This is a genomic window from Sphingopyxis sp. A083 (assembly GCF_001468495.1).
GTDB lineage: Bacteria > Pseudomonadota > Alphaproteobacteria > Sphingomonadales > Sphingomonadaceae > Sphingopyxis > Sphingopyxis terrae.
In genome coordinates, this window is record NZ_LNSK01000003.1 from 339,494 (window position 1) to 354,302 (window position 14,809).

Here is a 14,809-nt window from a genome sequence, read left to right on the forward strand (position 1 = left end):
AGGGCCGCTCCCGCGCGCATCAGAAGGCCCAGCGGACCCCGACATAGGCCGAGCGGCCCGCAGTGCCATAGCCCGCCACGGTCTGATAATCGGTGTCGAACAGATTTTCGATGCGGCCATAGACATCGATTCCGGCGACGAGCGGGTAGCTCGCGCGCAGATCGACCAGCCAATAATCGTCCAGCGTCACATTGTTCGCGCGATCGTCGAAGCTCTTGCCGGCATAGCGCGCGGCGACCGACAGGTCGGCGCCAGCGAAGGCGCCGCCGGGCGTCCAGCCAAGTTCGGCATTGGCAAGATGCTTGGGGCGCCGCGCCAGCCGATTGCCCTCGTAGACCGAACCGGGGGTGCGGTCGGTCGCGACGACGAGGCTGTAGTTGGCGCTGAAGCGCAGGCCCGGCGACAGCTGTACCGCGCCCTCGACCTCGACCCCCTGGCCGCGCGCGCGGTTGATATTGTCGTAAGTACCGAAAGGGCGGTTGCCCGTCGCGCAGATCGGGGGCAGGGGATTGGGGCCGGCGGGGCAGCTCACGAAATCGATAAGATTGCGCGTGTCGCGGCGATACCAGGCGATGTCGATGAACGCGAGCGGTGCGGCAGCGATGCGGACCCCGACTTCATAGGCGCGGGCGCGCTCGGGCTGCAGATCGGGATTGCCGTAGGCGCCTGCGGTATCCGAAAGCTGGAACAGCGTCGGCGCCTTGAAGCCTTCGCGGTAGCTCGCGCGCAGCGTGACATGATCGCCGAGCTTCTGCCCCGCATCGAAGGCGAGGCTGGTCGCGCCGCCGAAGTCGCGGTGATCGTCGCGGCGCACCCCCGCGGTCAGCGACAGCGTCTCGGTCGGCTTGCCGACGACCATCGCCCACAGTCCGGTGGTCGCGGTTCGGCCGCTGTCGCTCGAAAAGGCGTCGGCGGTCTGCGAGCGCGTCCATTCGCGTTCGGCGCCCGCGATCAGCCGGATTTGCTGTCCGCTTACGTTGCCCGCGGTCAGCCAGTCGATGCTGTACGAAAGCCGTTCGCTGCGTCCGCGCGCCTTGAAGCTCGGATCGCTGCCCGCCGCCGGGTCGTAATTATCGCGGTTGATGTCGGCAAAACCAAAGGCGAGCTTGTGCGAAAAGCCGGTCGTGCTGCCGTTGCCGCCGGGGCGGTGCTCGACCGAGGCGGCCGCATAATGTTCGCGCGTCTTTTGATATTCGGCGGTGTCGCCGAAGCTGTAGGTCGGGGGCGCGAAGCCGTCGAGATCGACGCGGCTGTCGGCATAAAGGCCGAAGGCGCGGACGGTCAGCGTATTGCCGATCTCGGTCCGGTTCGTGAGGTTGAGCGCATATTGGCGATAGCCGTCGCGCTCGGTGCCGACCGCGGCATTGCTGATCCCGTCGGTGCGGACATAGCCGCCGCCGAGACCGAATTGCGATGCGCCGAGATCGGCGCGGAGCTGGCCGTTGACCCGCGCCGTATCGCGCGCGCCATATTCGGCGCCGATCCGGCCGCTCGTGCCGCCGCCGACCGTGTCAGGCTCGGTGGTCGAGATGGCGACCACCCCGCCGATCGCCTGGCTGCCCCACGGCAGGCTGTTCGCGCCGCGCAGCACCTCGATGCGGTCGATCGCGCCGAGCATCAGATTGGCGAAGTCGAAGCCGCCGCCCGGCGAGGAGGGATCGCCGACGCGCACCCCGTCGATGACGACGAGCGTATGTTCGCCCTCGGCGCCGCGGATGCGCACGTTCGATACGCTGCCGAGCGTACCATATTGGGTGATGCTGACCCCGGGCAGCCGCGCGATCAGGTCGGCGGCGGTGCCGTTTTGGGCGCGGCGGATGGCGGCGGCGTCGATGACCGAGACCGAGGCGTTGCTTTGGTCGGCGCCTAGCAGATCGCCGACGACGGTGATCGTCGAACTATCAGCGTCAGCGTCCTGCGCCCATGCGGGCGAGGCCGCGGCAACCGCGACGAGCGACAAGGTGGATTTCCAGAAAAATGACTTCACGAGTACCTCCAGCGTAACGGCTTGCCGTCACGCGAGGATCCTCGCCTGCGCCCGGTACACCCCGCCCGCGTGCAGATAACGGCGACGCCCTGGCAGGTCTCCTGGCTCGCCGGGTCAGCGGTGGGATGCGGCCTTCCCGGAAGACAAGCTTCCAGTGGCATGATTGCATCCACCTCGCCGGACTACAGTTGCGGGGGCAGCGCCGGATCGACCGGTCTTCCCTTTTCATGCCTGTTTCCAGGCAACCCGAGGTCACGAGGCGGGCCGCTAGCAAAAGCGGAAGCGCGCTGCAATCGCCAATTCGCGGGCCGGGCTGGACCGGCGCGTCGGGCTTCAGCCGAAGTCAGGATTGGCCGCTGCTGGCTCAGTGGCTGGCTCGGCTGGAGCTTTCTTGCTGGCGGCGGCAGAACGGCGGCCTCGAACGGTCCGAGCGACGAGGAGGGTCGCGAGCGGCCAGACGATCGTGTTGAACAGGTCCATGCGCGTGTCGGGCCAGTTCCAGTTACCGAGATTGATCCGGTCGAGCACCTCGTTGCCGCAGGCGGCGATGATGACGATGCCCAGCGGCAATATGTCATCCAGGCCCCGGCGCATCACCAGCGCGGTCCCGAGGAAGATGAGCATCCCCGCATGCAGGTGCAGCATCGCATCGGGGAGGCCCGTCGCCGCGCCTATATCCAGAATGAGGCCGTGATAATCGGCGGCGGCTTGCTGCAGAATTTGCATTGATCACTTTCGAATCGCGCGGCGCTCGGGATCGGGCTGCTGCCCTTTGGCGCGCGCTGCCTGAACCTTGCTTGTATGCCCGGGCTTTAATAAGTTGAAGGCCCCGCCAGACTGGCGGGGCCTTCGAGGCTGGTGCAATCCAATCCACTGGAGGTGCCCGGCCCTATCCAAATCTTGATCGTGTCATTCCATCTCGCCACTACAAGTATTTGTCAACGAATGATAATCCAATTTCTTTCATATTGGATGTTGTTCTGCTTATAGCATTCAGCCTTGGGACGGCGTCATCTATGCGCATGGGGTGACCAAACGATGACGGTTCCAAACCGTTTGGATTGATCGCCATGCTCTATCATATATCTCGAGAACTGAAATGGATGACGCGGCGAACGGACGCGGCTTCGCGACATAATGCAGGATGGTGACGACTGTGCTGCGGCTTGCAATCGTTGGCGCTTCGACCGACATTGCTGCCCTAGGGAGCCGGGCATGGATTTTGCGTTCGACAATAGTTTTCACGACGCGATGCCGGGTTTTTACGCGCCCGCGGAGGCGGCGAAGCCGTCGGCGCCGACGCTGTTGATCTTCAACCATGCGCTTGCCGAACGGTTGGGGATCGATGCGGCGGGCGTGAGCGATGCGCAGCTCGCCCGGATCTTTTCGGGCGAGGAAATGCCCGGCGGCGCCAACCCGCTGGCGCTCGCCTATGCCGGGCATCAGTTCGGGCATTTCTCGCCGCAGCTGGGCGACGGCCGCGCGCTGCTGCTCGGCGAGATCGTCGCGCCCGACGGGGCGCGGTTCGACGTCCAGCTCAAAGGGTCGGGGCCGACGCCTTTTTCGCGCAACGGCGACGGCAAGGCGGCGATCGGCCCCGTACTGCGCGAGTTCCTCGTGTCCGAGGCGATGGCGGCGATGGGCATCGCGACGACGCGCGCGCTCGCCGCGGTGGCCACCGGCGATCGCGTCCAGCGCGAGCAGGCGCACCCCGGCGCCGTGCTGACGCGCATCGCGAGCAGCCATATCCGCGTCGGCACCTTTCAGTTCTTCGCCGCGCATTTCGGCGCCGACCATGTCGTTCAATTGTCGGATTATGCCGTGCGCCGCCATTTTCCCGAACTTGCCGAAGCGGCCAACCCGCATCTGGCATTGCTCGACCGGGTGATCGGCCTACAGTGCGATCTTGTCGCAAGCTGGCTCGGCGCCGGCTTCATCCATGGGGTGATGAACACCGACAATGTCGCGATCAGCGGCGAGACGATCGATTATGGCCCCTGTGCCTTCATGGACCGCTTCGCGGTGAACACGGTCTTCAGCTCGATCGACGCGAACGGACGCTATTCCTACGGCCGCCAGCCGCAAATCTTGCACTGGAACATGGCGCGCTTCGCCGAAGCGCTGCTCCCGGCCATCCACGCGGTAAGGCCGGACGATGTCGAAGAGGCGAAGGCGCTTGCCAACGCCATTCCCGAACGCTTTCGCATGGCCTGGTTCGCACGGATGCGCGCCAAGCTCGGGCTGACGCAGCCGGGCGATGGCGATGACGAGTTGATCGACGGCTTGTTTGATCAGCTTGAGACGCATCAGGTCGATTTCACGCTGTTCTTCCGCGCGCTCGCCATGCTGCTCCGAGGCGAGGGCGATATGCTGCAGGCGCTGCTTCCCGCGCCCGATGCCATGGCGCCGTGGATCGCCGAATGGTGGGCGCTGATCGAGCGCGAGCCGGCAGGGCCGCTCGAATGCGCCGACGCGATGGACCGGGTCAACCCGCTCTATATCCCGCGCAATCATCTGGTCGAGGCGGCGCTCGCCGACGCCGAGGCCGGCGATATGACAGCGTGGCGCGAACTGCTCGATGTCGTGCGCCAGCCGTTCGTGCCGCGGGGCGAGTGGGAGGCTTTTGCCCACCCGGCGCCCGAAGGCTTCGGGCCTTATACGACCTTTTGCGGAACCTGACCGGCGTGCCGGGCGCTGTTGAGCGGCCGCCCGGCACTTGCTAGAGCGGCCGCCAACCCAATCGAGGATCGCATCTTTGTCCCAGACCGAATCGGCGGCAGCCAGCTCGCCCAAAATCACCGTGGTCGGTACCGGCTATGTCGGCATATCGAACGCGGTGCTGCTCGCGCAGCGCAACCGCGTCGTCGCGCTCGATATCGATCAGCAGAAGGTCGACCTCATCAACGCCCGGACCTCGCCGATCGCCGATCCCGAGATCGAGGAATATCTGGCGAACCGGCCGCTCGACCTGGTCGCGACGACCGACAAGCAGGACGCCTATCGCGACAGCGATTTCGTGATCGTCGCGACGCCGACCGACTATGACCCGGACAATAATTATTTCAACACGAGCACGGTCGAAGCGGTCATCGCCGATGCGCTGGCGCTCGCGCCGCGCGCGCTGATCGTCATCAAATCGACGATTCCGGTCGGCTTTACCGACCGCATGCGCGCCGAATTCGGCAGCGACAATATCGTCTTCTCGCCCGAATTCCTGCGCGAAGGACGCGCGCTTTACGACAATCTCTACCCCTCACGGATCATCGTCGGCGACACCAACCCGCGCGCCGCCGATTTCGCGCGGCTGCTCGAGCAGGCGTCGCTCAAGGACAAGACCGATGTGCTGCAAACGGGCAATACCGAGGCCGAGGCGATCAAGCTGTTCGCAAACACCTATCTTGCGATGCGCGTCGCCTTCTTCAACGAACTCGACACCTATGCCGCGATGCACGGAATCGACAGCCGGCAGGTGATCGACGGGGTCGGGCTCGACCCCAGGATCGGGCAATTCTACAATAACCCGTCCTTCGGCTACGGCGGCTATTGCCTGCCCAAGGATACCAAGCAGCTGCTCGCCAATTATCAGGATGTGCCGCAGAATCTGATCCAGGCGATCGTTGCATCGAACACCACGCGCAAGGATTTCATCGCCGCCGAGGTCGTGCGCCGCAAACCGCGTGTCGTCGGCATCCACCGGCTTGCGATGAAGGCGGGATCCGACAATTTCCGCGCGAGCAGCATCCTGGGCGTGATGAAGCGTGTCAAGGCCAAGGGGATCGAGGTTATCGTCTATGAACCGCTGATCGAGGAGGATCGGCTGTTCAACTCGCGGGTCGTGCGCGATCTTGATGCCTTCAAGGCCGAGGCCGACGTGATCATCGCCAATCGCGTCGCCGACGAACTCGCCGATGTGGCCGACAAGGTCTACAGCCGCGATCTGTTCGGCGCCGATAGCTGAGCGGTTGCCACGGGGCCGCCTTTTCGACGGACCGAGCCGGTTTCCCCGAAAACCGGGTTGCGTGCGTGCGGCGGGCAAGCCACAAGTGCGCATCGGTTGTGGACAGATGGCCAGCGAAAAAAAGCGTCACGAATTGAACGGCTTTGGCGTCGATGCTCGGCGGCGGTGGGGGCTATTGTCCGCGTCGCTGCTCTCGCTCGCCTGCGCCCATGCGGTCGCCGCGCAGGAGCGCGAACCGGCCGCGCCGCCGGCTGCAGAGGCTGCGACCGCGGAGCCCGCCGCGGCCGATACGCCGCCTCCCGGCGATGATACCCCGATCGCGAGCCCGTCGCCGCCGCCCGAGGGCGCGGTCTTGCCCGAGGTGGCGCCGATCATTCCCGATGACGAATTCAGGAAGGCGATTCCTCCGATCAGTGCGGAGGACGATCCCGAGCTCGACAAGCCGCTCGAATCGATCGCCGATTTCGAAAAGCGCGTCGCCGATGCGGCGAAGCAGAAGGCGAACGGTACAGCCGACGCCGTGCCGCAGGTCGATGGCACGCCCGTTCCCGCGCTCGCCGACGGGCAGACGGTCGAGCCGATCGGCGATGCGCCGATAACCGATACCGAGCTCGCCGCGCCCTTGCCGCCGCTCGAAAGCTTTGACGTTCAGCCGGTCCAGTTCGTCGATGCCGAGCCCGAGGGCGAGAACCGGCAGGTCGCCTATTCGGTGCAGGTCAACGGCCTTGCCGCGGCCGACGACAGCACCGATGCCGACCTCTCGGGGTTGTTCGGCGACCTGTCGGCGCTCTATGACGGCGATGGCAAGGCCGACAATTTCGCGATGCTGCGCGCCCGGCTGAGCAACGATGCCGAGCTGATGCAGCGCATCTTGTCGTCCGAAGGCTATTATGACGGCAGCGTCGATACGCGTATCGATCGCGCCGGCCGCGAGCGCGGGCAGCCGGTTTCAGCGGTGATCGATGTAAAGCCGGGTCCGCGCTACAGCTTTTCGGACATCATCCTCGATGCCAAGCCGACGGTGCCGCCGGGGCTGATCGCCGACAATTTTCCGCTCGCCGTCGGCGAGCCGATCGTCGCCGAACGGGTTCAGGGCGCCGAAGCGGCGATCTCGCTCAAACTTCCCGAGGAAGGCTATCCCTTCGCCAAGGTCGGCCAGCGCGACATCCTGCTCGATGGCGACAAAGCGACGGGCGTCTATACGCTACCGATCGACATCGGCCCGCGCGCGCGTTTCGGGGGTTTTGCGAGCACGGGCGAAGAGGCCTTCGACGCCGACCATGTCGCGATCATGGCGCGGTTCAAGCGCGGCGACCTCTACGACAGCCGCAAGGTCGACGATCTGCGGCAGGCGCTGGTCGCCACCGGCCTGCTCGCGACCGTGTCGGTCGAGCCGCAGGCGACGGGCGAAAGCGCGGGCGACGACACCGAATATGTGACGATGCTGGTCAACCAGCAGGCGGGACCGCCGCGCACGCTCGCCGCCAGCGCCGGCTATGGTACCGGCGAGGGGATTCGCGTCGAAGGAAGCTGGACGCACCGCAATCTTTTTCCGCCCGAAGGCGCGTTGATCGTGCGCGGCGTCGCGGGGACGCAGGAACAGGGGTTGGGGGTCACCTTCCGCCGGTCGAACGCGGGGCGGCGGGATCGGACCTTTGAACTGGTCGGAGAGGCGACGCGGAGCAATTATAACGCGTTCGAGGCGCTGACGGGGCGCATTGCGGCGCGGGTCAGCTATGACTCGACGCCGATCTGGCAGAAAAAGCTGACCTATGCCTATGGCGTGCAGCTTATCGCGACGAGCGAAGATGATTACAGCTTCCTGCTCGCCGATCGCGAACGCGACCTTTATTATATCGTCGGCCTGACCGGCCAGATCGGGATCGATCGCACCAACAGCCTGCTCGATCCGACCAAGGGGTTTCGCATCACGACGCTGATCGAGCCCGAAGGATCGATGAGCGGGCGCTTTTCGCCCTATGCGCGCGCGCGCGTCGATGTGAGTGGCTATTATCCGGTGGCCGAGAATATCGTGCTCGCGGGCCGTGTGCGCGTCGGATCGATCCTCGGCGCCGCGCGTGAGCGGCTGGCGCCGTCGCGGCGCTTCTATGCCGGCGGCGGCGGATCGGTGCGCGGCTTCGGCTATCAGCAGCTAGGTCCCAAGGATCCCAACAACGACCCGATCGGCGGGCGCAGCGTCAACGAGGCGGCGTTCGAGGCGCGCTATCGGTTCGGCAATTTCGGGATCGTCGGCTTCGTCGATGCGGGGCAGGTCTATACCGGATCGACCCCCGATTTTTCGAATATGCGCTTCGGCGCCGGTATCGGCGGCCGTTTTTACACCAATTTCGGCCCGATGCGGCTTGACGTCGCGACGCCGATCGATCGCAAGCCGGGTGAATCGCGGATCAGCGTCTATGTCTCGATCGGGCAGGCTTTCTGATGGCCGGGGGCGCAGCCGAGCCGATGGAGGACACGCCGCCGCCGCGGCGGAGTAACCCTTGGCCGCGCCGCGTGCTGCGCTGGACGGGGATCGTCGTCGGCGGGCTGCTCGCGCTGATCGCATTGTTCGTCGTCGGTCTCAACAGCGACGCCGGGCGCCGCTTTGTCGTCACCCAGATCGAGAAATATGAATTTTCGAACGGGCTGAAGATCGGCATCGGCCGGCTCGACGGATCGCTCTATGGCGCGATGGTGGTGCGCGATTTCACGCTTTCGGACCCGAAGGGCGTGTTCCTGCGCTCGCCCGAGGTCAGGGTCGACTGGCGACCCTTTGCCTATCTCAATAACCATGTCGATGTCCGTTCGGCGACCGCCTCGACGATCGTGCTGCAACGGCTGCCCGCATTCCGTCCGACGCCCGACACTGGCGAACCCCTGCTTCCCGACCTCGATATCGACATCGGGCGGCTGCGCGTCGACCGGTTCGTCGTCGAGCCTGCGGTGACGGGCGCGCGGCAGGAACTCCGCATCGACGGCAAGGTCGCGATCGCCGACCGGCGCGCGCAGGTGACGGCGAAGGCCGAGACCATCGGCGGCAAGGCGAAGGGCGACCGGCTCGCGCTGCTGCTCGACGCGGTGCCCGAAAAGAATCGCCTGGCGCTGACGCTCGACGTCAATGCGCCTGCGAACGGGGTGCTGGCGGCGCTCGGCGGGTTCAAGGAGCCGCTGACGGCCAAGCTTGCCGGCCGCGGCGACTGGACGCGCTGGGACGGGCGCTTCGACGCGACGCTGGGCGCGGCGCCGCTCGCCGGGCTGGCGCTGAGCGCGCGCGACGGGACGTTCGCGGTCAAGGGTACCACGCGGGCGGCGCGCCTGTTTGCGGGCACGCCGGCGGCGCTGCTCGGCCGCGAGACGGCGGTCGATGTCACCGCGCGGCTCGCCCGGCGCAAGGCCGATCTCGACGGACGGCTTTCGTCCGATGCGATGCGGCTCGGGATCAGCGGCGGCCTCGATCTCGGCGCCAATCGTTACGATGGCCTGCAACTGGCCTTCGTGCTGCTGCGCCCCGCCGCGATCGCGCCGGCGCTCAGGGCGAGCGGCGGCCGGGCGTCGGCGCGGCTCGATGGCGCCTTTGCGACGCCGACGGTCGCCTATAGCGTCGATGCGGCGAGCCTTGCGGTCAATGATATCGTCGTCGAGGCGCTGAACCTGTCGGGCAAGGCGCGCGTCGATGCCGACCAGATCGTCATCCCCGTGACGGGGCGCGCGGCGCGCATCCGCGGGCTCGATACGGTAGCCGGCGGAACGCTCGTCGCGGTGCGGCTCGACGGCGATCTTGCCTATAAGAACGGGCGACTGCTCAGCGATAACCTCCGCCTGCGGTCGCCGCGCATCGACGCCAAGGCGATCATCGTCGCCGACCTCAACCGCGGCTTCTACACCGGCGCCATCGACGGGCGGGTCAATAATTACCGCATCGAAAGCGTCGGCATCTTCGACATCGGCACCGACGTCGATCTGAAGCGTGTCGGTACCGACGGGTTCGAGATTGCCGGCCGCATTCGCGCGCGATCGACCCAATTGTTCAATTCGGGCGTTCGCGACCTGCTCGGCGGCAATGCCGTGGCGACGAGCGATATTCGCTATGGCACCGACGGCATCGTGCGCTTCGCCAATCTGCGCCTCACCGCGCCGCGGCTGCGCGTTACGAGCGGGCAGGGCAGCTATGCGCCGAACGGCCAGCTCCAGCTCGCCGCGCGCGCCACTTCGGTCGATTACGGACCGCTTGGTGTCGAGGTGGCGGGCACGATCAGCGACCCGCGCGCGACGCTGCGCGCCGAGCGCCCCGGCCTCGGCATCGGCCTTGCAAATCTGGAAGCGCGGTTGACGGGCGCGCCCAACGGCTACCGGCTCGCGGCGAAGGGGGAGACGGATTACGGTCCGCTGACCGCGGATGTCGTGCTGCTGACCGCCGCCGGTCCGCTGACCATCGATGTCGAACGCGCCGACCTGTCGGGGATCGGCTTCAAGGGACGGCTCCAGCAAAGCGCGGCGGGGCCGTTCGTCGGCCGGCTCGACGCATCGGGGCAGGGGCTGGGCGGCATCGTGCGGCTGAGCGCCGATGGTCAATATCAGGCGGTTGCGGCGAATATCCGCGCGAACAATGTGGTGCTGCCCGGCGCCGCGCGGCTCGCGGTCGGCAGCGCGATCGTCGATGCCGACATGATCCTTTACGACAAGCCGCGGATCATCGCCGACATCCAGCTCGCCGACACGCGCATCCGCGATTATGACATTGCGGTCGGGCGGGTGAAGATCGACTATCGCGACGGGCGCGGCAAGGCGCAGGCGCTGGTCGAGGGGACAAGCGGCGTGCCGTTCCGCATCGCCGCCAATGCCGATCTGACCCCCGAGCTGTGGCGCGCATCGGTGCAGGGCCGGGCGAGCGGGATCAACTTCCGCACCGCGTCGCCGGCGCGCATCGTGCCGCATACCGACGATTATGAACTGCTCCCGACGACCATCGACCTCGGCCGCGGCAGCAGCGCGCGCCTCGCGGGGCGCTTCGGCGAGGGTATCGTCGTCCAGAGCCGCCTTGAGCGCGCCAATATGACGATCCTCAACGCCGTCTATCCGGGGCTGGGCCTCGGCGGGCGCGCGACCGGCAGCCTCGACTTCGCGCAGGAAAATTCCGACGCTTTCCCGCGTGCCGACGCGCGGCTGACGATCAACGATTTCACGCGCACGACCGCGGCGGCGGTGAGCCAGCCGGTCGACGTCAATTTCGCGGGTAAGCTGCTCGCCGACGGGGGCGAATTGCGCGCCGTCGTGCGCAAGCGCGGCAGCGTGATCGGACGGCTGCAGGCGTCGCTGCGCCCGCTCGGGCCGGGCGCCGGCGACTGGATGACGCGCCTGCGCGCCGCGCCGCTCGGCGGCGGGCTGCGCTATAATGGTCCCGCCGACACGCTCTATTCCTTCGTCGGTCCCGCCAATCAGGGGCTCGCGGGCCCGGTCGCGGTGGCGGCGGACTTCAGTTGCCAGCTTGCCGATCCTTGTCTGCAGGGTGTGCTCAAGGGCAATGGCATGACCTATGAGAACCAGACCTATGGCACCAAGCTGACCGACATGGTGGTCAGCGGCCGCTTTACCGGCAACCGGCTCGAAATCGATCAGCTTACCGCCAAGGCCGGCACCGGAAGCGTCGCGGCGAAGGGCTATGTCAGCCTGTCGTCGGCCGATGGTTATCCGATGAACATCGTCGCCACGCTCGACAATGCGCGGCTGGCGCGCAGCGAGAATATCGGCGCGCGCGCGACCGGCACGCTGACCCTCACAAAAGCAGCGGGAGAGGCAGCGCTGCTGTCGGGCGACCTGCGCCTGCCCGAAACGCGCTATCGCATCGTGCGCGAGGGCGCGGCGAGCGTTCCCGTGCTCACCGGCGTGCGCCGCAAGCCGCCGAGCGGGCGCCGCCGGATCAGCGGCGACGGGCTGGCGGCGGTCGGCGGCAGCCTGTTCGACCTGATCCGGCTCGACATCCGCCTGCGCGCCGGCGAACAGATTTATGTGACCGGCATGGGGCTCGAATCCGAATGGCAGGCCGACGTCACCTTGAAGGGAACCACCGTCGCGCCGCGCGTGACCGGCGAGATCGAACTGGTGCGCGGCACGCTCGATTTCGCGGGGCGCTCGTTTAACCTCGAACAGGGCAAGGTGACCTTCCCCACCGGCGATGCCTATGATCCCGCGATCAACCTCCTCGCCACCGACACTTTCGACAATGTGACCGTCAATGTCGCGGTGACCGGGCGGGCGAGCAACCCGCAGGTCGCCTTTTCGAGCGTGCCCGGACTGCCGCAGGACGAAATCGTCTCGCGCATCCTGTTCGGCGATTCGATCACCTCGCTGTCTCCGCTTCAGGCGGTGCAACTGGCGGCGTCGCTCAACACGCTGCGCGGCGGCGGCGGCGGGCTCAGCCCGCTCGGCGCGCTCCAGTCGGCGGCGGGGATCGACCGCCTGCGCATTCTGGGGCCCGACGATACGACCGGACGCGGCACCGCGTTGGCGGCAGGGCAATATATCTCGAAGGACATCTACCTTGAGGTCATCACCGACGCACGCGGTTATACCGCGACGCAGCTCGAGATCAGCCTGACGCGCGCGCTGTCGATCCTGAGCCAGGCGGGCGGGTCGGGACAATCGAACTTCTCCGTCCGCTACCGCAAGGATTATTGATGCGCCGCGCGCTGATGCTCTTGCCGCTGTTCGCGCTGGCGGCGTGCAAACAGCAGCCCGATTTCGACCAGCGGTACGACAAGGCTGCATCCGACATCGAAGCGCGCGCGCGGGCGATGGACAAGGATCTGTCGGAGGCGGACAAGGCCGCCGCCGCGGCCGCGCCGGGCAATGGTTCGCAGACGAAGGGCTTGCCAGCCGCGTCGACCGCGTCTAACGCACCCCCGTCATCTGGGGAGTAGCCAGCCGTCCTGCCGGACGGGCCGCAGCGTCAACATACTCGGTCGAGAGGCCGTGGCGCCGCGGAAGCGCGAAAGCGTTTGGGCGAGACCAATGGCGTCGCACCTTCGTCCGGGCCGGGCGGCGGGCGCGATCGCTGTTGGAGTTCGCTTGCCGCTCGGCCCCGGAGTAATTCATGGAAGCCTTGTTCACCTCGACCGCGGTCGTCGCGCTCGCCGAGATCGGCGACAAGACGCAGCTCCTCGCGATTCTGCTCGCGACGCGCTTCAAACGGCCGCTTCCGATCATCCTCGGCATTTTGGTCGCAACGCTCGCCAATCATGCGCTCGCCGCGCTGCTGGGGGCGCAGGCGGCGGCCTTCCTCGACAGCGATATCTTCCGCTATGTCATTGGCGCCTCGTTCGTCGCGATGGCGGCGTGGACGCTGATCCCCGACAAGTTCGAGGATGATGATGCGCCCAAATCGCATGCGGGCGCGTTCATGACGACGCTCGTCGCCTTCTTCCTCGTCGAGATGGGCGACAAGACGCAGGTAGCGACGATCGCGCTCGGCGCGCGCTTCCACGATGTCTTTACCGTCACGGCGGGTACGACGCTGGGGATGATGATCGCCAATGTGCCCGCGATCTTCCTTGGCCACGAACTGCTCAAGCGCGTCGATCTGAACAAGGTCCGGATGGTCGCTGCGGCGCTGTTCCTGGTGATCGGCCTGTGGGTTCTGGCCCAGACCGCGGGACTGTTCGGCGCAGGCTGACCGCCGCGATCAGAACGGCTTGCAGGGCTTGCCGTTGTCGTCGAACCGGGCGGCGAGATCATATTCGCGGCCGTTCCAGCGCAGATAGGGGAAACAGAAGCCGGGAAGGCCGACCTGGATATCGGGATAATTGTCGACGCCGTGGCTTTTGAGGAAGTTTGCGAAGCCCTGGGTGGTCAGCATCACCTTCCAGCTTCCCGCCGGCGTTTTGGTCAGGACGATCGAATTGACGCCGGCCGATCCGTTGCAGAAGATGCCATTGTCGTGGATCATCGCTTCGGGTCGGCCGTCGCCGTTGACGTCGCCGATAAAATCGACCTGCGCCTCCGAATGGCCGCTGTCGTCGTCGGTGCAGGCTGTCCAGCGGCCGCCCTTGACCGGCTTGATTTCGGCGGCGCGAAACAGCGCGAGGCGCTCGGTCGCCGGGATCGCCTTGGCTTCGGGGGTTTGCGAGCCGTCCCAATCGAACAGATAGTCGCGCGAAATCGGCATCGGGCCGCTACGCGGCGGCGCGGCGCTTGCCGGGGTGGCAGCGGCCTTCCCGTCCTGGCTGCACGCCGTCGGCGCGCCGTAGCTGCCGCCCGCGAAATGGCGCGTGCCGGGGCAGGCCGAATAGCGCGCCTCGAGCGTCAGGTCGCGCCAGCCACCGGTACGCGTCTTGGCGAAGCCGACGATGCCATCCTCGGCGATCAGACGGCGCCAGCGCCCGTCGGTGCCGAGCGTCAGCACCGCAAAATAGGCGCCGGGCTTGCCATAGCATTTGGGATCGACATCGGCGACATGCGCCTCCGCCCGTCCGTCGCCGTTGAGATCGGCAAAGGCGACGCGCGGGTTCGACGCGCCGCCGCAGCGGTTGATCGCACGCCCGTTTTCGACCCGGAAGCCCGCAGCTTCGAACAACTGGATGCTCTGTTCCCTGGTCAGGCGCGGCTGCGCCGTACCCTGCGCCGCGCTCTGTGCCGGACCGGCAAGCGGCAGCGCGGCCAGTGACAAACCCAACAGCATCCGGATGTTCGACATGGTGGTCCCTCCCGTCGCGGCGAAGGCTAACACGAACCGCCCCCGCCTTGCCACGCAAATCGCGGGCGGTGTTCGCCCGGCCTCGCTTGCAATCGGGTGCGGTTTCGCGGATGGCTGAAAGCGGCAAGGCAAGCGACGACCCGCCCGGACGAGGCCGGCGCGCTTCGAGGAGAGG

Annotated in this window: 9 protein-coding genes and 2 riboswitches; of the genes, 6 read left to right on the forward strand and 3 right to left on the reverse strand. The window is 66.7% G+C overall.

Features of this window, described 5'->3' with window-relative positions; genetic code table 11:
• Window positions 1-19 precede the first annotated feature (19 nt).
• Together ATE59_RS08905 and ATE59_RS08910 are read right to left on the reverse strand one after the other, a co-directional pair.
• Window positions 20-1,987: a TonB-dependent receptor plug domain-containing protein gene (locus ATE59_RS08905; RefSeq protein WP_082657364.1), complete on the reverse strand. Its 1,968-nt coding sequence runs from the start codon at window positions 1,985-1,987 to the stop codon at window positions 20-22.
• A gap of 74 nt (window positions 1,988-2,061) precedes the next feature.
• Window positions 2,062-2,251: riboswitch (cobalamin riboswitch) on the reverse strand.
• Window positions 2,252-2,320: 69 nt separating this feature from the next.
• Entirely contained in the window at window positions 2,321-2,713 is a 393-nt protein-coding gene (locus ATE59_RS08910) for a hypothetical protein (protein WP_058812111.1), read from the reverse strand.
• Between the two features lie 489 nt (window positions 2,714-3,202).
• Between ATE59_RS08910 and ATE59_RS08915 the strand changes: the two genes are divergently transcribed.
• From ATE59_RS08915 to ATE59_RS08940, 6 genes are all read left to right on the forward strand, one after another.
• Entirely contained in the window at window positions 3,203-4,666 is a 1,464-nt protein-coding gene (locus ATE59_RS08915; RefSeq protein WP_058812113.1) for a protein adenylyltransferase SelO, read from the forward strand.
• Between the two features lie 76 nt (window positions 4,667-4,742).
• Window positions 4,743-5,945, forward strand: coding sequence for a nucleotide sugar dehydrogenase (locus ATE59_RS08920; RefSeq protein WP_058812115.1), 1,203 nt, complete (start codon window positions 4,743-4,745; stop codon window positions 5,943-5,945).
• 106 nt (window positions 5,946-6,051) lie between these two features.
• Window positions 6,052-8,388 carry an autotransporter assembly complex protein TamA gene (locus tag ATE59_RS08925; protein WP_058812117.1) on the forward strand — a complete coding sequence of 779 codons (2,337 nt, stop codon included), beginning with the start codon at window positions 6,052-6,054 and terminating at the stop codon, window positions 8,386-8,388.
• Window positions 8,388-12,620: a translocation/assembly module TamB domain-containing protein gene (locus ATE59_RS08930; RefSeq protein ID WP_231737225.1), complete on the forward strand. Its 4,233-nt coding sequence runs from the start codon at window positions 8,388-8,390 to the stop codon at window positions 12,618-12,620. Before ATE59_RS08925 ends, ATE59_RS08930 begins: the two co-directional genes overlap by 1 nt.
• Complete coding sequence (locus ATE59_RS08935; RefSeq protein WP_058812118.1) at window positions 12,620-12,862, forward strand: hypothetical protein; 243 nt, start codon at window positions 12,620-12,622, stop codon at window positions 12,860-12,862. Before ATE59_RS08930 ends, ATE59_RS08935 begins: the two co-directional genes overlap by 1 nt.
• Window positions 12,841-13,019: riboswitch (yybP-ykoY riboswitch) on the forward strand. (Overlaps the previous gene by 22 nt.)
• 16 nt (window positions 13,020-13,035) lie before the next feature.
• Window positions 13,036-13,614 (forward strand): TMEM165/GDT1 family protein, encoded by a 579-nt coding sequence (locus tag ATE59_RS08940; protein ID WP_058812120.1) that lies wholly within the window; start codon window positions 13,036-13,038, stop codon window positions 13,612-13,614.
• Between the two features lie 9 nt (window positions 13,615-13,623).
• On the opposite strand, the gene ATE59_RS08945 is transcribed toward ATE59_RS08940, so the two are convergent.
• Entirely contained in the window at window positions 13,624-14,634 is a 1,011-nt protein-coding gene (locus ATE59_RS08945; RefSeq protein ID WP_058812121.1) for a hypothetical protein, read from the reverse strand.
• Window positions 14,635-14,809 lie beyond the last annotated feature (175 nt).

What these genes read in the sequence shown, in the direction of transcription:
- ATE59_RS08910 (WP_058812111.1), bottom strand. Translation starts at nt 2,713, where the DNA reads ATGCAAATTCTGCAGCAAGCCGCCGCCGATTATCACGGCCTCATTCTG.
- ATE59_RS08915 (WP_058812113.1), top strand. Translation starts at nt 3,203, where the DNA reads ATGGATTTTGCGTTCGACAATAGTTTTCACGACGCGATGCCGGGTTTT.
- ATE59_RS08925 (WP_058812117.1), top strand. Translation starts at nt 6,052, where the DNA reads ATGGCCAGCGAAAAAAAGCGTCACGAATTGAACGGCTTTGGCGTCGAT.
- ATE59_RS08930 (WP_231737225.1), top strand. Translation starts at nt 8,388, where the DNA reads ATGGCCGGGGGCGCAGCCGAGCCGATGGAGGACACGCCGCCGCCGCGG.
- ATE59_RS08935 (WP_058812118.1), top strand. Translation starts at nt 12,620, where the DNA reads ATGCGCCGCGCGCTGATGCTCTTGCCGCTGTTCGCGCTGGCGGCGTGC.
- ATE59_RS08940 (WP_058812120.1), top strand. Translation starts at nt 13,036, where the DNA reads ATGGAAGCCTTGTTCACCTCGACCGCGGTCGTCGCGCTCGCCGAGATC.
- ATE59_RS08945 (WP_058812121.1), bottom strand. Translation starts at nt 14,634, where the DNA reads ATGTCGAACATCCGGATGCTGTTGGGTTTGTCACTGGCCGCGCTGCCG.